This window comes from Zunongwangia profunda SM-A87 (assembly GCF_000023465.1).
Lineage (GTDB): Bacteria > Bacteroidota > Bacteroidia > Flavobacteriales > Flavobacteriaceae > Zunongwangia > Zunongwangia profunda.
Genome location: NC_014041.1, coordinates 2,868,529 through 2,888,447, shown reverse-complemented (window position 1 = coordinate 2,888,447; position 19,919 = coordinate 2,868,529). Strand labels below are relative to the sequence as shown.

Below are 19,919 nucleotides of genomic sequence, written 5' to 3'. Positions count from 1 at the left end.
CTAATCAAAAAAATCTATTATGATACGTTTAATTGTAATTTTCCTAATCATTGCTATTGTAGCCGCAATTTTTGGATTTGGAGGGATCGCTTCCGGAGCAACAGAGATCGCTAAGATCATTTTCTACATCTTTATCGTTTTACTGGTTATTTCATTATTAAGCAGACTGTTTAGACGATAATCGAAGCAGCAACGAAAATTTATCCAATGTAGACCTCAAAAACATGTTGCGCTGCATTTGGTTTTTTTTTTATAAAAACTACTACTATGAAGAAAGTAATTTCAATTACAGCACTACTTATTTTATTAGTGTCTTGTGGCGGGCCAAGTAAAGTAGCCAAAGAAGCAAGAAAGACGTTTGATGGAACATGGACGCTTACCAACATTACTTATCCTAACAACACTGGGACGTTTGATGTAACGCTATTTAATGATGCTTCTGCCAGTTGTTTTGAAGGAAGTACCTGGGATTTTGTATCCAATAATAATAGAGGGACTTACGAAATTTCTGGTCCCAACTGTGTAGGAGGTCCCCGTTATTACATATGGTCTATCGACGAGGAAAATACACCGCAGGGAATGTATGACTTTCTGCTAAAACCCGTAAACGAAAAATACAAATCTACCAATGGTAACCAGGGATTCCGGTTAAATCTGGTAAGCCTTACCGGCACTTCTATGGTATGGGAGCAAACCGTGACCTTAGAAGGATCACCATTTGTAATTAGAATGATGTTTACTAAATAAGATTTAAAAAAAATTGAATATTAAATAATTAAAATGATGAAAAAGACAATAAATAAAATCGTAGCCGTATTTTTTGCTGCTAGTGTACTGGTAAGCTGTGATGCGATCCAAAACGCAAATAATAAACAAAAAGGAGCCGTTATAGGATCTGCAGGTGGTGCAGCTATTGGCGGGGTAATTGGTAATAATACCGGTGATGGAAACTCTGCTTTAGGAGCAATTATTGGAGGTGTTGTTGGTGGTGCTGCCGGTGCGTACATCGGGAATAGAATGGATAAGCAAGCCAAAAAAATAGAGACTGAAGTTCCCGGAGCTGAAGTTGAACGTGTAGGGGAAGGAATTAATGTGACTTTCGATGAAAATAGTGGTGTTTATTTTGCTACTGAAAAATATAATATCAATGCAAAATCTGAAGAGACCTTAAATAAACTGGCTAATATCTTTAAAGAATATCCAGATACTAATATTTTAGTTGAAGGGCATACCGATAATACTGGTAGTGAAAGTTATAACCTTACCCTTTCTAAAAACAGAGCTCAGGCGGTGACTAACTTTTTAACCGATCATGGTATTGCTGCCAGCAGGTTTGATACCAAATGGTATGGTGAAGCTCAACCAAAGTATGATAACTCTACTGCTGAAGGGCGTTCTAAAAACAGAAGAGTAGAAATTGCTATTGTTGCCAACGAAGATTTAAAACAAGAAGCAGAGCAAAAAACTTCTGAAAATTAAGATCAATGAAGTGAAGTTCGCTGCTACCTTTTCAATGCTCTATAGAAGAAGGTGTTGAAAAAGTGTAGATCGAACATTGCCAGATAGTAACTATAAGCAAAGCCACTCTTAATAACAGATAAGAGTGGCTTTGTTGATTTATAAAAATAGAACATGTAGTAGAGATGAAGTAGAGCGGGCGTTAACAGATTCCTAAATACGAGTTAAACCCCTCTAAACAGCCTTGTAAAAAGATAAATGCCTTTGTACCTTCAAACAAGCTAATAAAAAAATCAATTTATATGAAGACTGTAGATAAAGTGGAGGTATTGCAAAGCCAATCGGCAGAGTATATTCAACAAGGAGAAACCGGAAAATTTCTAAAATTAATTCCGGATACTTTTTTGATTAAAGGAAAAGAAAAAGATGGAGTCTTTAATCAGGGCTATGCCATCAGACATATTAACCGTAGAGATATTATCCTTATTGATGTAGTTGAAGAAGAAACCAAAGCTGCCGTAAAAAAACTGGTAAATGACGGTTACCAGATTAAAGGAATCCTGATTACCTGCGATGGTATATTAGAGGATGCTTATGCTGATTTAAAAACAATTTCTGAAGATGCCAACGGCGCACCGATTTACGCGCATCCAAGAAATAATTTTAAAGACGACTTTAAAACAAAAGACATCACCACCCAGGCTAACGATCTAAAACATTTTGCGATTAAAGTGATCGATCTTCCGGGTAATGGAGGAGCCTCTGTTTTAGTATATTCTGAAATTAATGACGGTATGGTATTTCCAGGAGACGATGCGGTAGGCTCTAATTATGATTCTGATTTAAATACCTTTAAGCGTCCAGAAATGAAACGGGAAAATGACGATTTTGGACTGGCCGAAAGCTGGAACGCGTTTGCAGAAGAATTCACATATTTCTTCCCCAGAAAAGGAAAACCGGCCTTTAATATAGATGAAGGACAGCAAATCGATATCCTGAATGACTTAAGCCGAACCAAATAATATAAATCGCTCCGACATATAGGAGAGTAGTACCCTGTAATAGTTCAATTTCGAACATTACAGGGTATTTTTTTGGATCCCGGTAAAGCAGGGAGAAGACACCAGTAAATAATCAAACAGTCTTCATTGTGTTATGAAATTTAAGAAATCATCCGTCAGCAAATTTAGGAAGTAACAGAATTTCTAAAAACTATGCGAAAATTGAGGTATTTGGATATAACTTATTGTTAAAGAGCTCTTTTATTAGCCCTGTAATTCTTAATTTGATGGATAAAAGAAACCAACTATGTCAAAATTAAACGTCACTCAAAAACTTATTAAAGATCATCTTCTTGAAGGAGATATGATGACCCCGGGAAAAGAAATTGGTATTAAGATCGATCAGGCCTTACTACAGGATGCCACCGGTACGCTGGTACAATTAGAACTTGAGGCTATGGGACTTAAAAAAGCCCAGACCGAAGTTGCGGTGCAGTATGTAGATCATAACCTTTTACAAACCGATTTTAAAAACGCAGACGATCACAAATTCTTACTTTCTGCCGCAAGAAAATTTGGACTTTGGTTTAGTCGGCCGGGAAACGGAGTAAGCCACCCCGTTCATATGGAACGATTTGGTAAGCCGGGTAAAACCCTGGTAGGTTCAGATAGTCACACTCCGGCAGCAGGCTCGTTAGGAATGTTAGCCATTGGTACCGGCGGACTGGATGTTGCAGCGGCCATTGCAGGACAACCGTATTATGTAAAAATGCCGCAAGTAATGGGCGTAAAACTTACCGGTACTTTACCAGATTGGGTAAGTGCTAAAGATGTGATTTTAGAGATGCTTCGCCGTTATGATGTAAAAGGAGGAGTAGGAAAAATTATAGAATATTATGGCCCTGGCCTGGATAGCCTTAGTGCGATGGATCGTCACGTTATTGCTAATATGGGAGCAGAACTTGGAGCAACAACCACTGTTTTCCCTAGTGATCAGGAAACTAAGAAATTCTTAAAGGCACAACAAAGAGAAGAAGATTGGACAGAATTATTACCCGATGAAGGTTGTGAATACGATTTACATGACGAGATTAACTTAAGCGAATTAATTCCGTTAATCGCATTACCAACAAGTCCGGGGAATGTCGTACCAATTAAAGAAGTTGCCGGAAAAAAAATCAGTCAGGTAGTTATCGGATCCTCAGCAAATCCGGGACTTCGTGATTTTTGGATCGCCGGAGCTATTGTAAAGGATAAATCGGTGAATTCCGATGTGTCATTAGACATCAATCCAACCTCCAGGCAAATTATTCAGAATATGATCGATAACCGTGCTTTTGCCAATTTGATTAAAGCAGGAGCTCGTTTTCACCAATCAGGATGTATGGGATGTATAGGAATGGGACAGGCTCCGGCCTCCGGAACCATTAGTTTAAGAACCATGCCTAGAAACTTTCCAGATCGTAGTGGTACCAAAGATGATCAGGTACATTTAGTAAGCCCCGAAACCGCAGCAGCTTCAGCACTAACCGGAGAAATAACCGACCCTCGGGATCTGGCGAAAATTTTTGATATGGAATATCCTAAATATGAAGCTCCCGAAATAGAAATTATTAATGAAGATATGTTAGTCCCACCGGCTGAAGACGGAGAGGAAGTAAAATTAGAAAAAGGTCCTAACATCAAATCCCTACCTACTATCGAGCCTTTGGCTGATGAAATCAATGTTCCCGTATTATTAAAAATGGGCGATAATATTTCTACCGATGAGATTTTAAAAGCAGGGGCAGAAGTTTTACCTTTTAGAAGTAACCTACCGGAAATCAGCAAATTCTCCTATACCGTGATCGATGAAAGTTTTTATGATCGTGCTATGGATGCAAAGGAAAAGGAGGGAGGCCATATTGTTGTTGCCAAAGATAACTATGCGCAGGGTTCCAGCCGTGAACATGCTGCCATTGCGCCTAAATATTTAGGACAACATGCCGTAATCGCTAATAGTTATGCAAGGATTGCCTGGCAGAACCTGGTAAACTTCGGGATCTTACCTTTAGAGTTTATCGACGAATCAGATTATGATAAAATTGAACAGGGAGACCGTGTTAGTTTTAAAAATCTAAGAGAAGATGTCGAAAAACGAAATAACATTAAGGTACATGTGAAGAAAGAAAATGGAGACAGTGTAACATTTGAAACCAAGCATACCTTAAGTGATCGACAAATAAATATATTGCTAAAAGGCGGTATTATCAATGAATTTAAGCAGCGTCTTAAAGATGAACAAGTTCAGGAAGAAGCCTAATAGAACTTGAATATAGTCCCAAAAAAACCCTTTCAAAATATTTTGAAAGGGTTTCTTAGTATTAGCTTGTGTGTGTTTGGGAAATAAAATTAATGCGTTTGCATTTGTCCTTTTTTCTTATCTAATTGTTTGTCCAGATCTTTTATCGTTTGGGCAGCCGCAGCTTCAAAAGAATTTGAATTGGATTCCGCAAAAAGCTGTGGTCCAGGTACACTCACTTTGATGTTACATATAAATCCATTTTCATCATCGGCATGATTTCTTTTAAAGTGAACTTCTGCACGGGTAATAAAGTCATATTTACGCTCTATTTTCTCGAGTTTTTCATTAACGAAACTCTGTAAACGCTCGCTTTTACTTAAAGCAACAAATTGATAAATCGTTTCCATAAAAGTTTTTTTTTATGAGCCTAAGAACGCTAATAATCGGTATTTAGACAAGTTTTTATGGCTTCTTTTAGAAACAATTAAGATAGATTTAAAAAACGATAGGCTTGTTTATTGATTACATAATATTTTTGTTACGTTAAGCTGTAAAATTAAGGGTTTAAAAATAAATTTACGCTTAATTTATAGCTATAACCCCTAAAATTATAGGGTGTAAAGCTTTAAAACAATTAATTTATACTAGAAAACCGCTGTTAAGACCATTTAAGAAAGTAGAAAGTAGAAAAGTTCAAAGTTTAAAAGTTGTTGTATTGTGAACGGTCATTCAAAATTCAAAAAAGTTCCATAATGGTCACTTCGAGTATCAAATTTTGGAAAGCAATGGAAAAATTTGATGTATCGAGAAGGCTGTTTTGAGTAAAAAGTTAGAAAGTTCAAAAGTTCAAGGTTCAAGGTTCAAGGTTCAAAAGTTATTGTGCATGAACAGTCACTCAACATTCAACATTTAAAATTCAAAAAAGTTCCATAATGGTCACTTCGAGTATCAAATTTTGGAAAGCAATGGAAAAATTTGATGTATCGAGAAGTCTGTTTTGAGTAAAAAGTTAGAAAGTTTAAAAGTTCAAGGTTCAAAAGTTATTGTACATGAACAGTCATTCAACATTCAAAACTCATCATCCTGCTTCCTGACTCTTGCGTCTCTTATCTATTTTCTCTTTTCTATGTTCTAAATACAAATAATTCCGCTGTCATTTCGAGCGCAATGAAATGAAGCCGAGAAATCTCAATCAACAATTTAAGTTAGAAAATTAGAAAGTTCAAGGTTTAAAAGTTATTGTACATGAACAGTAATTCCAAATTCAACATTCAACCTCCAAAAAAGTTCAATAATGGTCACTTCGAGTATCAAATTTTGGAAAGTAATGGAAAAATTTGATGTATCGAGAAGTCTGTTTTGAGTAAAAAGTTAGAAAGTTCAAAAGTTATTGTACATGAAAGTTATTGTACATGAACAGTCATTTAAAATTTTAAATAATAGTCCATGTCTAATTAATAAATAACGTTTAAGTCTAAAAATAAAGTCTATTTCGTATCTTATGCACTGATATAAAACAGGATAGTCATGAAGAAGGATAACCAACAATATAAGGTAAATTTAGTACTATACAGAAGATATTTTCTGGTCTTGCTGATTGCGGTAGCACTTTTTGGCTGTGGTGCGGCGAACTATACCATGAAGGATATTCATAATTTCGAGGAGCTTAGCCAATTCGCTCAACAAAAAGAATTTGAAATCGAAAACCAATGGGCCAATCCGTTACGGGCCAATACGGTGACTTTTATCAGCAATCCAAATTTTAATAGTGGTAATATCAATTTGATCGGCAATCCAAATCATATAAAGTTCAAGGGAGATTCTGTGGATGTTTTTCTTCCGTATTTTGGAGTTCGGCAAATGGGCGGCGGTTATAATGATCGCGGGGCGATTAAATTTAAGGGTATTCCGGAAGAATTATCCTTTACCGAAAATAAAGATAAAGATTATGTTCGCTATGAATTTAGCGCTAATGATGATTCTGAAAACTATCAATTCTTTATTACGCTATATTCGAATGGAAACGCCAGTACATCGGTAAATAGTTCGCAACGTGATAATATATCATATACCGGTAAATTTGAGGCGTTACCCGAAAAAGAAGATGAATAGTAGTGCGAAATTAAGCGCGTATTTAAAAACTTTCTGTACAATTATCCAAATAGGGCGAGGATTTGAAATACTCTATTTTACATAATATAAATTATAGGTCAAAAATCAGTCCTAAAAAAGACGGTTTGGCAGACCGTCTTTTGTGTAAAAACATACTACGATTAAAATTAATCGCTGTACAGTGGATATTTTCATATCTCAGGAAATACAAAGTTAAGAATAATCACATCTCAACTTAGTGTTTTAAATATTATTTAGGACTAAATTTTTGACCGTTCGATTAAAACCCTAATTGATAGATTAAAGTAATAATTTGCTCTGTAAAATATCCTGCCAAGAATAAGCAAATTACATAAATCAAATAATTAAGGAGTTTTTGCCAATTTCTAAAAAGGTAGGTCATCATCGTCCGTACCTGAATTTTGATTATTAGAAACTGAATTATCAGATTTATCAAAGGTTTGAAGTTCAATATTCTTAGCGTTAACCAGTACTTCAACTTTAACTCCACTACCGTAAGTATTGACGTTATATGAAGGCTCACCAACTACTAAGACCTTATGTCCTTTTTTTAATAAATCTATTAATTTTTGAGGGTGTTTTTTTGTTCTTTTAAAAACCGTATACCAATTAGTACGCGAATCTTGTTCACCAGTTTCGGGGTCAATCCATTTTTTAGTAGCTGCCAAGCTAAAACGGATTAAAAACTGATCTTGTGATTTTTGTTTTACATCGGCATCACTACCGATATTTCCTGAAATAAAAATACTCTCCATGTGTGAAAAATTTTAGAAACCTAAAATTTCCCTTAACAGCAAAAATTATAGTCACAGTATGTCAATGAACTCGTATAATGCAAACTTAATAAGTTTTTTGAGATAAATTAAGAATAATAAGTTTTTTTTAAGAAGCTTTTTTCTTCTTTTTAAAGCAAGAATAACATTCGGGTTTAAAAACACTTGTAGCTTTTTCCTTTTTACAAGTATGGCAATAATTCTCTGTATAATCTACATCCATATAAACTACCCATTTTTTATAACAGTTAGGACAAAGAGGTTTATCTGAATTATGTTTTATAGATTTAGAACATCTGATGCAATAACCTGAATCAATATTTTGCTTTTTGTGTTTTTCTTTTGAGGAATGAAGATTTAGATTCGATTTTTTTAATTCAGAATTATCAATAATAGATTTTGTTTCTTGAAATGCATCTAAAAAAGTACTATTATCATTGGATTTATTTATATAAATACCCATTTCTCGATTATTCTTTTCTGAAAATTCATACATGTTCATTGAAGTTATTACCATTTCAGAATCATTAAAATAACACTTAGCGTGTAAATTATGATAATAATAAATATTAATATTTATGAGATCACCTAAACGCTTAAAATCTTTTGAATTAAGTTTATCTTTTCCATATATAATTGTAATGTAAACACCTCTTTTTGAAGCGTCGTTAAGTCGCTCATATAATGTATTAGAAATTTTTAAGTAAGGAGAAACTATATAAATATTGTTAGAAGCATTTTTAATAAGCTTATTAATTTTATTGGTAATATCATGTGTATCTAAAAATTGAGACATAGAAAAATGTAATTTTAAATATCAAAAATAAATTTTTTAGACTTAAACGAAAGAAAATCTTTTAAAAAGTGTTTAAAATATTGTAATACAGTTAGTTATATGCACTTTGTTTAACCTTTTGTTTAGGTATTTCGCTAATATATTGATTATCAATAAGTTAATGCGTTTGATTTTCCGAAATAATGGTTTTTTGCTAGTTGGTTGGTTTTCAGTCATTAAGTATTAAAAAGGTTGCACAAGTGAAACTTAGCAGCGTATGTTATTAAGGGAACGCTGCTACCCTACTCGACCCTATATTTATCCCTTTCGGGGGGCATTGCTAGCCGTTCATACTTCACGGCCACCAATGATGGAAGTATTTATTTTTTGTTGCCCTTCGGGAAGCTACAACCAGAAAAGGAAAAATCCGGGGCATGTTCTTTTGCTTTTTTCAAACTGAGAACTCTAGCACATACCCGTGCAAACTCTCTTGCAATCGTCTATTTCTTTCACAAACCTAAATTATTATCTCGAAACGTACGCGGCATAAACTCCGCAGGCAAAGAAAAATTAACGCTACCGCTATTTTTCTAAGCCCGCATAGTTATACGCTACTTATCGAGATAATAATTTTTAACGGTTGTAGAAATAGGCGATTCCGAGTTTACACGAGTAAGTAAGAGTTCTTTACATTTTGAAACAGCAAAAAGGAAAATTTAGGGTTTTCCTTTTTCTGGTTGCAGCCAACAAAAAGAAATGAAATAAGGCTTAAACCGGATTGCCAAGTAAGCCCGGAATTTCAAAAATGATAACAAAAACAATCTTTTTTCCTGGAATTTCCCTGGGAATTTTAACCTAAATGATAACAGATTATGAAACTATTGAACATTACTAAAGTTGCGCATGCTGTCCTTAAAAAAGGACAGGGAAAAAGCATTAGACAAATTGCTCTGGATAGTGATATATCAAAATCAGTAATTGACGATATAGTCGCCCAGAAGCAAAAAGACTATTCAGGCTCAACTATTGCGAAAATTCATTTATACACCGGATTAACATTTGATGAAATATTTAATGAAAAATACATCAAAGCAGTTGAAAGCATAATTAAAGCAGGAAAATACGCTAGAGAAAACCCAAGATTTTAAATTATGAGAATTAATAAAAGAAAGAAAGAGGTTTTAAGGCTTCGTAAGCTTCGGAAAAAGTTTGCAAAGCAACCGAACACCATTAAGAAGCTAAACGAGGAAATTAAAGCCCAAACGGCTATAATTACAGCGCATCAACAAAACCAACACAATCAAAACTTATGGAAAATTACAACATTGGGGTAAATTCGGCTTGGTATGCTGAAAGCCTTAAACTATTGAAGCGGGAAAATAAATTAAATGGTCGAGAGAATTTTATTTGTTTCTCTCAAAGAAAGCATCCTTTTAGGATAGATGAAATTTGGTTAAATCCACAATCGCAAGAAAAGATTTTCGTTGAGCATTACAAAGGTGAATTTCCCCGGATTTACTTAAAAGAGCAACACGGGAATTATTTTAAAATCCAATGTAAGGCGCTTTTTTTTGATAAAAAGTATGATACTATACAGGAAGCCGTTAAGGATGCAAAAAGCTTAATCATGGGAGTTAATGGGGCTGATTTATACGTGATACAAAATCGGAACAAAAAGGCTAAAATATCCAATGTTGAAGGAGATATAAAAATGCAAATCCTTTAGTTATGGCTATACTTATTCGGAAACTAACGGAAAACCAAGAGGAAGAACTAGAAAAGGCTAAAACTTTATTTAATGAGAAAACCGACAGCAAAACGGTTATTAGAATGATTGAAGGTTTTGCCGAAATGATGGAGACAGCAGAAAAGCGATTAAAAGAGAATGTAGAGCTTCGCAGACAACTAAAACAGCATAAAGAAACCTACAAGCAAATTAAATGGAATTTAGATGTTTTGGGAGATGATGAAGATGACAGCGAGTTTTATTAATGATAACATTTTTTTCCGGATAAAGTGCGGATCTCTCCGGTTCCGGAGCTGTAAAAACTTTAAAATGATAACAAAATGAAAAGATCAACTTGTATTATATGTAGAAAAAAGAGATTACATAAGTTTTTATTAAAAGTAGATGTTTTAAAAACTCATGCTTATTATGATTTTCCAGAAAAACATTTCGTTTGCAGAGAGGAATGCAAAGAAAAATATATAGAAAGATTGTCCGACCAGGTCAGACAATTAAATTATATAATTAAAAAAGTCAACTCCAGTAGACTATGAATTTAGAACAAATTGTACTTAGTGTAATGATTTTTATAGCTGTCATTCTTTTGATTATATCCATAAAAAAAAGCCCCTAATTTGGGGCTTTTCTTATATCTGTTTTTCTAAGGGGTTCTTTTCGGCTAGTGCCTTATAGAAGTGTTTGAGCATAAAACCCCGTTCTAAATTGTTATAGGCGTAATATTCACTTTTGGGATTTATATTCCATTTGGTACTCATAACGTCCGGGAACTTATCGGAATCCTTTAAACCAAAATATATACCTAATCGCCTATTGACGATTATTTTTAAAAGGTTCGGAAAGTTCGCTAATTCGCTATTTATACTTATTACCCCGTTAGATTCTCCGGCTAAAAAGTTCCGGTCAGAAGTAACGAGGCGAATAGCTTTAAGGTTTCTAACTTTCTCCTGATAGTCGACACCGTAATACCTGCAAGCATCTATAAAATTATTTACAATCTTAGGTATTTCCTTATGATTGGTTATTACTGCTTTTTCGTCTATTTTTTTTACTTCGGAATAGTCCTGACTGTAAGAAAAGGTGATGCTGGCAAGCAACATGAAAACAGTTATTAATTTTTTCATTTTATTTGATTTATGGTGTTTGTAATGTGATTTGAAAACCTCTGAACAATCCTTTGGGATCAATTTCACTTCCTGAGGAATCCTTAAAGACAGCTTGTGTAAAATCAATTATAGCCTGACTGCCAGACTCAATAGTTATAACGGGCTGTCCATTATAAGTTAATTCAGCTATAACAGCTTCAGAAACAGTAAGAACACCAAAAAAATATTGATTGTTTTCTTGTTGTAACTTGTGTAAATCCTGACCCGCAAAAATAACGGGTTTTGAAGTGACTTGATAATGGGGATATTGTTCTGTTAAACATGCCTTTACATGTTCTTCGCTATCTAATGTATAATGCATATTTTATGTTTAAACAAATTCTACGTTTGCGTTTCTTTCATCCATTGCCCTTTGTATTTCAGGATGAAAACCTAAACCATTCCAGTTCTCGAGTTTTCTATTAACCTTTAAATTAAACCCTACGGGAAAATATTGCCAATAAAAATTGTCAGGCCAGTTAAGAAGCTTAGGACATTCCCACAATCTAAAATTAGCTTTATCGCCAACAAAAGGAACGGGTTGAACAGAAGTCAAAGAAGGAGTCGATAAAACCTCTAGATTATCAGAATTATGAAAGCAATAATTTTCAAGAGTTGTTATAGAGCCTATTAAATCATAAAATTCAATTATGCTTTTATCAGAGCGAAAAAAAGAATTATCAAGCGTACTCCAATTATGAACAGACAATAATTGATATCCATTGGCAAGATCAGTCAAGTTATTGACTATTAAATTATCATGACTTTGTCCAAACCTAATTTCATCCAGTCTAAGTTGCGCTTCATCTATAGTTTTAAAATTATAACCTTTTAAAACTATATTGTCGAGAACAGGCAAACCTTCCAATTGATTTTGAGCCGCTTGAAAGTTAAAACCGTCCCCATGTAAAACAAGTCTATCGGTAGTAGTATCAATAGTTAAATTATCATTTAACTTTATACTAATTTTAGGAGGCTTTACTTTAGGCCTCGAATTATATCCTAAATAACTCATGTTCTAATCTTCTTTTGAGTTTTTCCAAACTTGGTAAATCGTCCATATGGCGACGATTAAACTTAATATTGCACCGCCCAAATCGATGTATTGTATTTCTTTGGGCTTTTGTAAATCGCTCTTAAGCATTCTTTCTATTATTTACTTTTGTTCCATAAAAAAAGCTGATTATACCCCCGGCAACAACATAATTGAAGAAGTCCATAGACTTATTTACTATCACTTGGCTTTCTTCGGGGATAACAACAAATAAGGGGGCTAAATTGGCAATTAAAGCACCTAGCATTATTCCGGCACTTAAGTAATAGAGAAATCTTTTTGAAAACAGATCACTTTGCCTTAAAGCTTCGCTTTGCATTTCTCTAGCACTCTGCCTATCCTCTATTTCTTTATCTAGTCTTTTTTGAAACTCTTTTTCTAAGGCTAATTCAAAATCACGTTGTTTTTGTTTCTGCCCTTTTAAAAGCTCGGTTAAACTATTTAATATCTGGCTTTCTCCCTGTGGAGTTTTTCCGCCAAAGACCGAACCTAAAGCCGTTTTTATTATGTCGAACATTTGCTGTTATTTTTAAAATCAATAGCACTATCGTAAGTAGTGAAATGATAACATTTAATAAGGGCTTAGTGCCAATAATTTGTTCTTGCCATAGTGTAAAAGCACTAAGGGCGTAATATTTTAAGTCCGCCATTTTCTTTTTAATAATGGGATTAGGGCTAAAAGCAAAAAGGGCAAAACGTAAGTTAAACCTCTAATTCCTTTTTTTTTAAATCTTCGGTTGGGTCTATTGGATTCTTTCTATACGTGTCTGAAACCTTATATTTTTCAACGTGTACGTGTGGAGTGATACCCGGATAACGGGCTGCAATATCCTGAGCAATACCAACAAATTGCCCTTGCGGGATTTTGTCGCCAATGTCAAAAGCGTCATCCAATTCAGCATAAAGAATACGTACAATTTCCTTTGAACCCGTAATTTCTATATACCTATATTTTGTAGTATCCCCGTAGCAATAACCATGTTTTGTTATCGTACCGGAGAAAGGGCTGTAAACATAATCACCCGGATTGGCAACTAAATCAACGCCTTCGTGTTTATGATTGCCACGGGGCGCACCGAAGTAACCGCATCCGTGACGGTCACACTCTCTAAATTCATGTATATCAAGTATTCTCATTTCTTAAGTGGTCGAAAATTGATGTTCGTTTCAATGCTTTTTTTTCATTTAATTTTGAATTGCAACTTTTTCGATAAATCAAATATTCTTTGATTTGATAGGATACAAAACAAATCGTTATTGCCGGGCTGAGTGCGACTATAAAAGCCAATAGCAACACAATTACACCCAATGCAATAGGCAATAGCAGGATTATACCAATTAGTTTAAATGCTCCTTTCATTTTACTTTTTCCAGATGGTTACATTAGGGTTAGCAGATGTTAGCTTAACCCTTGTCTCTTCGCTTGTTTCATAATTTAACCAACTGGTTAAATCATATTTATCAGAAGTCAAAGGGTCGCCCCCGTTTTTCCATGTTACCGAATATTGGCGCTTTTTGAAAGCGTTATAAACCTTATTGTAATCCGCATCATTTTTAATTCGCTTCCATATTGGTAATAAGTCGTCATAATCTGACCTAAACCAAGAAACCATTATATTAAATAATTGCTCGGCTATGGCTTCGGCTTGCAAGTCTGAAATAGTCGACCCGTAGTCAGATTTTTCTTTGTCCAAATCTCCACGGCTTCCATAATCTTTAGTTCCGAATATTGTATCTCTAAAAAGGACTACAACGACCACCAGAACAACGCCAATATTTTTAACTAAGAATTGCATTTTTACTAAATTTTACTAGTCCACCGTCAATTAATTGACGGTTAATAACAGAATCGGGAACATTAAAAACGTCCTTATCGTTAGCACGTTCGTATAATTCCCGATTTACAACTACTTCTTTATTATGCGCTTTTAAATCCGGATTATCAGGAACATCAAAAATGATATCGTTTTGATCTTCGCAAGAGCAATCCTTTTTGAAATAATTCTTTATTTCCTGCGGTAAATTATCCCTGAAAAGCAAGACTAAAAGCAATAAAATCAAAGCGATTAAACCGCCTTGATTTTGATTGTTTTGATACTTCATAAGCTTTTAGCGTTTCATTCGTGAAGCGTAAGCAGCCTTTCTTTTGGCTATGTTACCCAAAGAAACCGCTAAACCTATTTTCCCGGCTCTGGCTGCGCTTCTTGATTGACGCCAAACTCGAGTTACCGAACCTTTACCCTTTGCTCTTAAAGCAGAATTAACGATTCGTTTGGAACTAGTACTATTACTTTGACTTCGTTTATAAGTTCTTCGCCTTCTTGGCGTTCTTTTTCGTCTTGAATATGCCATGATATTAAATTGCTAAGTTTTATTTCTTTAACATTTACTATTTAATTGCCTTTACAATTTGTGGTAAAAACTCTTTTGCTGCGTAACCTAAACCGGCTAAACCTATAAGGCTTCCAAAGCCTGATTTTTTAGCGGTAATTTCCCCGGTTTCCTTATCCACTTCAATTTGCTTGATCTTTGAAAAATCCAAAGAATAACGGATAAATGAAAGGGGCAAAGAATTAACGTCATGATCACTTATTATTCCGTCACCGTCGGTCATATCCGGTATGTTATAATCGGATGGTTTACCCGTTATCGCTGTAGTTTTAACCACTACGCCAGCACCTCGTAATTGGGTTACCATTTTACCAATAACATCTTTTCTAAGTTGGGTAAATTGCTTTACCCACCATTGATTGGCTTTTCTTGTGGATTTCGCTTTGGAGTGATGCCTTAACAATTTTTCAAAGAAATATTTGTGCATCCCAAGCGTTATTTCCAACTCATTTAATGTCTGCTCGGCATTTTGGGCGTTAATGTTCTCGGTTTTCTGGATTATCCAAGGAGCGACATTTTTTGCCATTTCTTGCTCCGCTTCTTCTGGACTTGTAGAAGCACCCCACGAACTAAGACCATGCTTTAAGACATTATCTATATTTTTTTGCAAGCCAAGATTATCTAAAAGCTTTTTAGCCATTGCACCGAAAGGAATAGCACTAGCAGCAGCATCCAGAGCCATGTTGGCGGCATCCCCGGAATCAAAACCTTTATTTTGTGATTGACTGGCAGCATTTCCAAGAAAAGAGGTAATTTGAGGCTGATACGAATTAGAAGTACCTCCTAAATTTAAATTTGATAAAAAACTCATATCCTAATGATATTAATATAATCCCCTTTCGCCCTCTTCGCCCGTTTCCGGGTTCATAATAGAGGTAACTTGTCTCAACATAAAGAAGTAGAAAATAGGCATTAACAGACGGGTAAAAACGCCTTTATGCATCTTTCCGTACAAATGCTTTATTTTATCTTCACTGCCTTCTTTGGCGTCCTCTTCCCATGTTTTAACATCGGCTTTTAATTCTTGAAATTCATCAGAACTAACTAGGTGAAAGGCTTTGATTATTTTTAAAAAAACGTCGAATAAACGCATAATTTTAGAGAGATTTTGTAAAACAAAGCCCCAAGTTTTTGGGGCTTTGAAATGGAGATTTAACTAAATACAGTAATTGGCAGCTACTATATATTTTCTAAAGCTACAACGACAACTTTTGCCTTTTCTTCGGCTGCCTTGTCAAGGTTGGCTCTCAATTTTACATCGTCTAACGGTTCGCCCTGATAAATTACCAAATCTTCAACATCTGATTCCGGGTTGTTGTCAAACATGTGCATGTTTTCCGTTAGCAATTGGGTTGCATTAAAGACTTTTTCGAAATTACCGGAAGCTTTTAAAGAACCGTCTCTAATTTTTGCTTTTGTGGATTTTAAATAATCGGTTGTAAAATCTGTTATACAAACGATTTTTACAACTCTGTTACCTAAATCCATGTCAATGGATTCTTTACTTAAACCAATTGGAAAGGATTTAACAACAGGCACCCAGTTTGTCCCTATTTTTTTCGTCACAGTTTGAAATTCTATGATAGAATCAGTTGTACGAATATCAGCCCAAGCATCACGAGGAGCGTTAAATTTAATCTGTAATACATCCTCACCATGTAAAGCAATTGCAGCGGGATTAAAGTCAAAGAAAACTAAAATTCCCTCGCTTGTTTGTTTTGTTACGAGTGCGTACTTTGTAGTTTGGGCGTACATACCTAAAATGTTATCCATAAGATAACCGCGCATCATAACAACTTCTTTACGGTTTGATTTTTTGAGTATTACATCAATTGAAATTTTATTCAAATCGGAAACAGTAGCAGATTTTAAACCGCCGTTTCCGTCCGATGCCTTAGCATCTAAACGGAATAACAAACCGCCTACAGTTTCTTTTTTTACCTCAAAATCATAAGCCGTATTAAAATTTAAATCTTTAATCATTTGCTATGGTTTTATAGGTAATCTTTTAATACCGGAACGTTAGACAATTGTTGCTTGATCTCGTCAGAGAATTTTGTGCCTATGAATATTGCAGCACCTACGATGGCAGCTGTAAACATATTAGCACCAAATACTTTTTTTCTTTTATAAGCCATTACTTAAACTTTTACTTATTCGAATTGTTGAAACAAAAATAGGGGCAGATTTGCCCCTATTTCGAAATAAGCCCGTTTTAGTCTTTTTTGGGCTATTTATACTTTTTTAATAATTGATTTAAGAAGAAGATTTCATTTAAAAGTTGGTCTGAATAAGCTGTTTTGGATTCAGTAGCCATATAAATTGAATTATTTCTAAGAACACGATTAACCAATTCATCCTTCAAATATTTAAATTTGATATCATTTTCAATCAATCTTCGATCCGGTTCCGGTGGATCTTCTTTTGATATCGATTTGTTTTGATAACTTTTGATATAATTTTTAATATCAATGACATTACACACCAAACCAAGGAGTAATATAAATACACCTATAAAAGGAAAAAATATTTCTGGTCTCATAATTCTTCAGCTTTTAATTCTTGCTCAACTTCTTTTTTTATTTCATCACAATCTAAATCAGTCATTCCAAAAAATTGACCTAAAAAATATAAAGAAGACATTCCGCCAAAATTATATTCCGGATGATTTTTAGATTTTTGAGAATATAAATCCTTAAACAATATTCTATATTGAATCATTGCATGATATCTCATATACTCCTTGGTGTTTTGATCTATTTCAACCTTTTTAGGTAAAGTTATATAACTCATAATTCTAAAGCGTTATTAGTGTTATTAGCTTTGTTTAGTTCGTTAACCCAATACAAAGCGTTAAATTGGGTTTTCATTTCCTTAAATTCGCTTAAAATCCTTTCTAAAGCGGTTGTTTGTTTATGTTCGCCTAATTCTTCTTTAAGCTCATGCAATAGCGTAGTCGCTTTGGGTGTCAAATGGATTCTTGCCATAATCTTCAGCTTTTAATTTAATGTTTCTATAAAAGTTTTTGGCGTATTGTAAGCCTGAGGTATTCCAATAATATTTTTCAAAAGTCATTTTCATGTTCACAGGTTCGGCAACGCTTAAAGAGTTGTCATAAACTTCAAAAAACTCTAAGTCCGATTTAATACGGCTTTTGGTACTTTTATTTGTTCCCAAATCCTCAAAAACCTGTGTTAAGCTTTTCTTGTGGTGATACATTTGCGTAAGTACAGAGCCTAGAATTGTAGCGTTTACAGTTTTTAAGCCCTGCTTCATAAGTTCTTTACGGGTGAGCAACTGCGTTGCTCTTGTATATTTTTGCCCGTTCTTTTTACGTATAAATTCGCCTGTACCCGGATTAACAATTTTAAAACGGTTTATTTCGTTGTAAGAATCTACGTTAGCCTGAACATTGTTATTATACTCCTTAATCTTATCCATTATCGAATCAAAAGGTTCTATTTCCTGAATAGTGTAATGTTTTACAAAAGCTTTAAATCGCTTAATACATTGCATTAAAAAATATTCTGAGAAATGTACAGTATCATGTTTACCAAGTACCGTATAACGGTACTCAAAACGGCTTATATTATATTCTCCGGTAACGTGGTTGTAATCATTTCCAGCCTTAGTACAATAGCGTTTTAAGGTCTTATTATCTCCTAAAATCAAAGCTATCCCCCTATTTAAAAAACCGTGCATCATTTTATAGTTTTTACGATCTCTACGGGTTACGTCCGAAAACTTTTTATTTGAATTGGCGTAAACGCTTGCAGCTTGTTTATAGCGTTTTACGGATTCCTGATGTATCTTATCATTTCTTCTAAAACAATGCCTTTTATACAAGTACATGAAATACCTATTTGACATTGATATTTCAAACCTTAAAACCTTATCCATTTCCTTTTTAAGGAATGGGATTTTATAGGGTGTTTTTTCGTCTATATCAGCGATAACAGCCCTTAGCCGTTTTTCGTCTTTTGGTGTAAGTGCAAAATGATTGTCTTTGCCCTTCGCTAAAAAATAATTCCAGATTTCGCCCTGATTTTCACGGTAAAATTTTTTAGTATCAGGAGAACAATTTTTATTGATATAATGTTCTATAAATTCTTTATTTATGTTTAAGTGTTTTCTTAAATCTCCAAATTTGGAGCTTGAATATTCCGAACCTTTATGGTAAATTTTATATGCCGTTCCGTGTTCGTTTTTATACCAAATTGAAGTATCGAAAGATTTTTCAATTGCCATACTGGACCGCTTTAGCTTCATTTGGATTTTGCGTTGTTCTTGGAGTACTCGCAAAGCTTCTTCTTTACTCTTAAAGTACATGTTATAGCATAAATCCAAACGGCATATTTCAATATAATCATTATTGGGAATGCTTTCGCAGCCAAAGAAAATACATAGATCAGTAAAAAATTTGTCGATGAATTTAAACAATCGGTCATAAATAAATTTAGCTTGGAAATCATAGCTATTGAAATTTATACCATGCTCAAATTTTAAATCACTTTCAGTTTGTGGGATAAATTCGGCTAGAGAATGACCGTATAAATATTTAGGTATTGATACCTGAAAATCTATAAAACCGCCATTTTCGTTTATCCTAAAGGTTACATCTGAAAAAGACGAGGGAACAGAATAAGAGCCATTAATGGCTTTATTTTTGTCCTTTACTTTGCCCTCTTCATAAAATTTCATCCTATCCCTAACCTGATAGTGTTTTGTTACGGTATTTGAATTTTTATTTAACAACCATTCATCCTCCGCAATCGGCTCATAATCGTCAATTTCACGGTTGTACGTTAAGTGCATTGTGAAATTTTTACCTTGCTTTGTCAAGATTTTACGGTACAGTTCATTATGTTCAGGTACAGCAAAACGGGGTAAACCGTTTTGCGCTTGTATTTCTGATAATGTACCTGTTTTGATATCGTTTGCACCATAAAGCCTTAGCCTTATCGTGTCAAGCATAACAATTCCCTGTTTTTGATGTAGAATTTAAAAGCTTGAAAAACCCGAGGGTTAAACCTTGATGGTTCTAGACTATTGTTTTTATAGTCTTTATACATATTTTCGAAAGCTTCCTTTGCTCTTTGTTCCGGTTCTAAATCCTTATCGGTTTTTATATTAACGTCGGGTAGATCGAGCAATAAGGCTA

The 19,919-nt window shown here is 34.3% G+C and carries 29 protein-coding genes; 10 read left to right on the top strand and 19 right to left on the bottom strand.

What is annotated here, in order from left to right:
- Nucleotides 1-19 precede the first annotated feature (19 nt).
- The 5 genes from ZPR_RS22975 (at nt 20) to ZPR_RS12760 (ending at nt 4,761) form a co-directional block, all read left to right on the top strand.
- Nucleotides 20-181 carry a DUF1328 domain-containing protein gene (locus ZPR_RS22975; RefSeq protein ID WP_013072114.1) on the top strand — a complete coding sequence of 54 codons (162 nt, stop codon included), beginning with the start codon at nt 20-22 and terminating at the stop codon, nt 179-181.
- Between the two features lie 86 nt (nt 182-267).
- On the top strand, nt 268-747 hold the full coding sequence (locus tag ZPR_RS12775) for a lipocalin family protein (protein WP_013072113.1): 480 nt from the start codon (nt 268-270) through the stop codon (nt 745-747).
- A 36-nt stretch (nt 748-783) separates the two neighbouring features.
- Nucleotides 784-1,479: a YiaD family glycine zipper/OmpA-like lipoprotein gene (locus ZPR_RS12770; protein WP_041579997.1), complete on the top strand. Its 696-nt coding sequence runs from the start codon at nt 784-786 to the stop codon at nt 1,477-1,479.
- A gap of 281 nt (nt 1,480-1,760) precedes the next feature.
- On the top strand, nt 1,761-2,480 hold the full coding sequence (locus ZPR_RS12765; protein ID WP_013072111.1) for an MBL fold metallo-hydrolase: 720 nt from the start codon (nt 1,761-1,763) through the stop codon (nt 2,478-2,480).
- A gap of 286 nt (nt 2,481-2,766) precedes the next feature.
- Complete coding sequence (locus tag ZPR_RS12760) at nt 2,767-4,761, top strand: aconitate hydratase (RefSeq protein WP_013072110.1); 1,995 nt, start codon at nt 2,767-2,769, stop codon at nt 4,759-4,761.
- A gap of 89 nt (nt 4,762-4,850) precedes the next feature.
- On the opposite strand, the gene hpf is transcribed toward ZPR_RS12760, so the two are convergent.
- Nucleotides 4,851-5,150: a ribosome hibernation-promoting factor, HPF/YfiA family gene (gene hpf / locus ZPR_RS12755; RefSeq protein ID WP_013072109.1), complete on the bottom strand. Its 300-nt coding sequence runs from the start codon at nt 5,148-5,150 to the stop codon at nt 4,851-4,853.
- Nucleotides 5,151-6,270: 1,120 nt separating this feature from the next.
- Here hpf and ZPR_RS12750 point away from each other — a divergent pair.
- Nucleotides 6,271-6,855, top strand: a complete 585-nt coding sequence (locus ZPR_RS12750) for a DUF4251 domain-containing protein (protein WP_041578911.1) — start codon at nt 6,271-6,273, stop codon at nt 6,853-6,855.
- Between the two features lie 386 nt (nt 6,856-7,241).
- Here ZPR_RS12750 and ZPR_RS12745 read toward each other — a convergent pair whose 3' ends face one another.
- Both ZPR_RS12745 and ZPR_RS22570 read right to left on the bottom strand, forming a co-directional pair.
- A complete protein-coding gene (locus tag ZPR_RS12745; protein WP_013072106.1) occupies nt 7,242-7,631 on the bottom strand; it encodes a single-stranded DNA-binding protein in 390 nt (129 codons plus the stop codon).
- Between the two features lie 127 nt (nt 7,632-7,758).
- The gene (locus ZPR_RS22570; RefSeq protein WP_013072105.1) at nt 7,759-8,445 is read right to left on the bottom strand and encodes a phospholipase D family protein; all 687 of its coding nucleotides are present in this window, start codon (nt 8,443-8,445) and stop codon (nt 7,759-7,761) included.
- 851 nt (nt 8,446-9,296) lie between these two features.
- Between ZPR_RS22570 and ZPR_RS12735 the strand changes: the two genes are divergently transcribed.
- The 4 genes from ZPR_RS12735 to ZPR_RS12720 are packed head-to-tail and all read left to right on the top strand — an operon-like array spanning nt 9,297 to nt 10,416.
- Entirely contained in the window at nt 9,297-9,572 is a 276-nt protein-coding gene (locus ZPR_RS12735; protein WP_013072104.1) for a hypothetical protein, read from the top strand.
- A 3-nt stretch (nt 9,573-9,575) separates the two neighbouring features.
- Nucleotides 9,576-9,758, top strand: coding sequence for a hypothetical protein (locus tag ZPR_RS12730; RefSeq protein WP_013072103.1), 183 nt, complete (start codon nt 9,576-9,578; stop codon nt 9,756-9,758).
- Nucleotides 9,759-9,790: 32 nt separating this feature from the next.
- A complete protein-coding gene (locus ZPR_RS12725) occupies nt 9,791-10,150 on the top strand; it encodes a hypothetical protein (protein ID WP_148211724.1) in 360 nt (119 codons plus the stop codon).
- Nucleotides 10,151-10,152: 2 nt separating this feature from the next.
- On the top strand, nt 10,153-10,416 hold the full coding sequence (locus ZPR_RS12720; protein WP_013072101.1) for a hypothetical protein: 264 nt from the start codon (nt 10,153-10,155) through the stop codon (nt 10,414-10,416).
- A gap of 381 nt (nt 10,417-10,797) precedes the next feature.
- On the opposite strand, the gene ZPR_RS12715 is transcribed toward ZPR_RS12720, so the two are convergent.
- The 16 genes from ZPR_RS12715 to ZPR_RS12645 all read right to left on the bottom strand — a co-directional run bounded on the left by ZPR_RS12715 (nt 10,798) and on the right by ZPR_RS12645 (nt 19,732).
- Nucleotides 10,798-11,292 carry a hypothetical protein gene (locus tag ZPR_RS12715; protein WP_013072100.1) on the bottom strand — a complete coding sequence of 165 codons (495 nt, stop codon included), beginning with the start codon at nt 11,290-11,292 and terminating at the stop codon, nt 10,798-10,800.
- Between the two features lie 10 nt (nt 11,293-11,302).
- Complete coding sequence (locus ZPR_RS12710) at nt 11,303-11,635, bottom strand: hypothetical protein (protein WP_013072099.1); 333 nt, start codon at nt 11,633-11,635, stop codon at nt 11,303-11,305.
- Between the two features lie 9 nt (nt 11,636-11,644).
- The gene (locus ZPR_RS12705; protein WP_013072098.1) at nt 11,645-12,328 is read right to left on the bottom strand and encodes a hypothetical protein; all 684 of its coding nucleotides are present in this window, start codon (nt 12,326-12,328) and stop codon (nt 11,645-11,647) included.
- Nucleotides 12,329-12,449: 121 nt separating this feature from the next.
- A complete protein-coding gene (locus ZPR_RS12700) occupies nt 12,450-12,884 on the bottom strand; it encodes a hypothetical protein (protein WP_013072096.1) in 435 nt (144 codons plus the stop codon).
- Nucleotides 12,885-13,069: 185 nt separating this feature from the next.
- A complete protein-coding gene (locus tag ZPR_RS12695) occupies nt 13,070-13,504 on the bottom strand; it encodes a M23 family metallopeptidase (protein ID WP_013072095.1) in 435 nt (144 codons plus the stop codon).
- Nucleotides 13,505-13,728: 224 nt separating this feature from the next.
- A complete protein-coding gene (locus ZPR_RS12685) occupies nt 13,729-14,163 on the bottom strand; it encodes a hypothetical protein (protein ID WP_013072094.1) in 435 nt (144 codons plus the stop codon).
- Nucleotides 14,147-14,470: a hypothetical protein gene (locus tag ZPR_RS12680; protein WP_013072093.1), complete on the bottom strand. Its 324-nt coding sequence runs from the start codon at nt 14,468-14,470 to the stop codon at nt 14,147-14,149. Before ZPR_RS12680 ends, ZPR_RS12685 begins: the two co-directional genes overlap by 17 nt.
- A 6-nt stretch (nt 14,471-14,476) precedes the next feature.
- Nucleotides 14,477-14,719 (bottom strand): hypothetical protein, encoded by a 243-nt coding sequence (locus tag ZPR_RS12675; RefSeq protein WP_013072092.1) that lies wholly within the window; start codon nt 14,717-14,719, stop codon nt 14,477-14,479.
- 37 nt (nt 14,720-14,756) lie between these two features.
- A complete protein-coding gene (locus ZPR_RS12670; RefSeq protein ID WP_013072091.1) occupies nt 14,757-15,569 on the bottom strand; it encodes a hypothetical protein in 813 nt (270 codons plus the stop codon).
- A 12-nt stretch (nt 15,570-15,581) separates the two neighbouring features.
- Complete coding sequence (locus tag ZPR_RS12665; RefSeq protein ID WP_013072090.1) at nt 15,582-15,851, bottom strand: hypothetical protein; 270 nt, start codon at nt 15,849-15,851, stop codon at nt 15,582-15,584.
- Nucleotides 15,852-15,937: 86 nt separating this feature from the next.
- Nucleotides 15,938-16,741, bottom strand: a complete 804-nt coding sequence (locus tag ZPR_RS12660; RefSeq protein ID WP_013072089.1) for a hypothetical protein — start codon at nt 16,739-16,741, stop codon at nt 15,938-15,940.
- Between the two features lie 11 nt (nt 16,742-16,752).
- Nucleotides 16,753-16,896 carry a hypothetical protein gene (locus ZPR_RS23425; RefSeq protein ID WP_013072088.1) on the bottom strand — a complete coding sequence of 48 codons (144 nt, stop codon included), beginning with the start codon at nt 16,894-16,896 and terminating at the stop codon, nt 16,753-16,755.
- 92 nt (nt 16,897-16,988) lie between these two features.
- Nucleotides 16,989-17,300: a hypothetical protein gene (locus ZPR_RS12655; RefSeq protein ID WP_013072087.1), complete on the bottom strand. Its 312-nt coding sequence runs from the start codon at nt 17,298-17,300 to the stop codon at nt 16,989-16,991.
- Nucleotides 17,297-17,551 (bottom strand): hypothetical protein, encoded by a 255-nt coding sequence (locus ZPR_RS12650; protein ID WP_041578909.1) that lies wholly within the window; start codon nt 17,549-17,551, stop codon nt 17,297-17,299. The genes ZPR_RS12655 and ZPR_RS12650 overlap by 4 nt, the downstream gene beginning before the upstream one ends.
- Nucleotides 17,548-17,745 (bottom strand): hypothetical protein, encoded by a 198-nt coding sequence (locus ZPR_RS23250; RefSeq protein WP_148211723.1) that lies wholly within the window; start codon nt 17,743-17,745, stop codon nt 17,548-17,550. The genes ZPR_RS12650 and ZPR_RS23250 overlap by 4 nt, the downstream gene beginning before the upstream one ends.
- Entirely contained in the window at nt 17,699-19,732 is a 2,034-nt protein-coding gene (locus tag ZPR_RS12645; protein ID WP_041578908.1) for a hypothetical protein, read from the bottom strand. Before ZPR_RS12645 ends, ZPR_RS23250 begins: the two co-directional genes overlap by 47 nt.
- Nucleotides 19,733-19,919: the final 187 nt, after the last annotated feature.

Excerpts from the sequence above, each read along its gene's own strand:
- ZPR_RS12705 (WP_013072098.1), bottom strand. The coding sequence starts at position 12,328 with ATGAGTTATTTAGGATATAATTCGAGGCCTAAAGTAAAGCCTCCTAAA.
- ZPR_RS12700 (WP_013072096.1), bottom strand. The coding sequence starts at position 12,884 with ATGTTCGACATAATAAAAACGGCTTTAGGTTCGGTCTTTGGCGGAAAA.
- ZPR_RS12765 (WP_013072111.1), top strand. The coding sequence starts at position 1,761 with ATGAAGACTGTAGATAAAGTGGAGGTATTGCAAAGCCAATCGGCAGAG.
- ZPR_RS22570 (WP_013072105.1), bottom strand. The coding sequence starts at position 8,445 with ATGTCTCAATTTTTAGATACACATGATATTACCAATAAAATTAATAAG.
- ZPR_RS12710 (WP_013072099.1), bottom strand. The coding sequence starts at position 11,635 with ATGCATTATACATTAGATAGCGAAGAACATGTAAAGGCATGTTTAACA.
- ZPR_RS12715 (WP_013072100.1), bottom strand. The coding sequence starts at position 11,292 with ATGAAAAAATTAATAACTGTTTTCATGTTGCTTGCCAGCATCACCTTT.
- ZPR_RS23425 (WP_013072088.1), bottom strand. The coding sequence starts at position 16,896 with ATGGCTTATAAAAGAAAAAAAGTATTTGGTGCTAATATGTTTACAGCT.
- ZPR_RS12670 (WP_013072091.1), bottom strand. The coding sequence starts at position 15,569 with ATGAGTTTTTTATCAAATTTAAATTTAGGAGGTACTTCTAATTCGTAT.
- ZPR_RS12680 (WP_013072093.1), bottom strand. The coding sequence starts at position 14,470 with ATGAAGTATCAAAACAATCAAAATCAAGGCGGTTTAATCGCTTTGATT.
- ZPR_RS22975 (WP_013072114.1), top strand. The coding sequence starts at position 20 with ATGATACGTTTAATTGTAATTTTCCTAATCATTGCTATTGTAGCCGCA.
- hpf (WP_013072109.1), bottom strand. The coding sequence starts at position 5,150 with ATGGAAACGATTTATCAATTTGTTGCTTTAAGTAAAAGCGAGCGTTTA.
- ZPR_RS12665 (WP_013072090.1), bottom strand. The coding sequence starts at position 15,851 with ATGCGTTTATTCGACGTTTTTTTAAAAATAATCAAAGCCTTTCACCTA.
- ZPR_RS12720 (WP_013072101.1), top strand. The coding sequence starts at position 10,153 with ATGGCTATACTTATTCGGAAACTAACGGAAAACCAAGAGGAAGAACTA.
- ZPR_RS12760 (WP_013072110.1), top strand. The coding sequence starts at position 2,767 with ATGTCAAAATTAAACGTCACTCAAAAACTTATTAAAGATCATCTTCTT.
- ZPR_RS12730 (WP_013072103.1), top strand. The coding sequence starts at position 9,576 with ATGAGAATTAATAAAAGAAAGAAAGAGGTTTTAAGGCTTCGTAAGCTT.
- ZPR_RS12655 (WP_013072087.1), bottom strand. The coding sequence starts at position 17,300 with ATGAGACCAGAAATATTTTTTCCTTTTATAGGTGTATTTATATTACTC.
- ZPR_RS12745 (WP_013072106.1), bottom strand. The coding sequence starts at position 7,631 with ATGGAGAGTATTTTTATTTCAGGAAATATCGGTAGTGATGCCGATGTA.
- ZPR_RS12650 (WP_041578909.1), bottom strand. The coding sequence starts at position 17,551 with ATGAGTTATATAACTTTACCTAAAAAGGTTGAAATAGATCAAAACACC.
- ZPR_RS12770 (WP_041579997.1), top strand. The coding sequence starts at position 784 with ATGAAAAAGACAATAAATAAAATCGTAGCCGTATTTTTTGCTGCTAGT.
- ZPR_RS12735 (WP_013072104.1), top strand. The coding sequence starts at position 9,297 with ATGAAACTATTGAACATTACTAAAGTTGCGCATGCTGTCCTTAAAAAA.
- ZPR_RS23250 (WP_148211723.1), bottom strand. The coding sequence starts at position 17,745 with ATGGCAAGAATCCATTTGACACCCAAAGCGACTACGCTATTGCATGAG.
- ZPR_RS12660 (WP_013072089.1), bottom strand. The coding sequence starts at position 16,741 with ATGATTAAAGATTTAAATTTTAATACGGCTTATGATTTTGAGGTAAAA.
- ZPR_RS12685 (WP_013072094.1), bottom strand. The coding sequence starts at position 14,163 with ATGCAATTCTTAGTTAAAAATATTGGCGTTGTTCTGGTGGTCGTTGTA.
- ZPR_RS12645 (WP_041578908.1), bottom strand. The coding sequence starts at position 19,732 with ATGCTTGACACGATAAGGCTAAGGCTTTATGGTGCAAACGATATCAAA.
- ZPR_RS12750 (WP_041578911.1), top strand. The coding sequence starts at position 6,271 with ATGAAGAAGGATAACCAACAATATAAGGTAAATTTAGTACTATACAGA.
- ZPR_RS12675 (WP_013072092.1), bottom strand. The coding sequence starts at position 14,719 with ATGGCATATTCAAGACGAAAAAGAACGCCAAGAAGGCGAAGAACTTAT.
- ZPR_RS12695 (WP_013072095.1), bottom strand. The coding sequence starts at position 13,504 with ATGAGAATACTTGATATACATGAATTTAGAGAGTGTGACCGTCACGGA.
- ZPR_RS12775 (WP_013072113.1), top strand. The coding sequence starts at position 268 with ATGAAGAAAGTAATTTCAATTACAGCACTACTTATTTTATTAGTGTCT.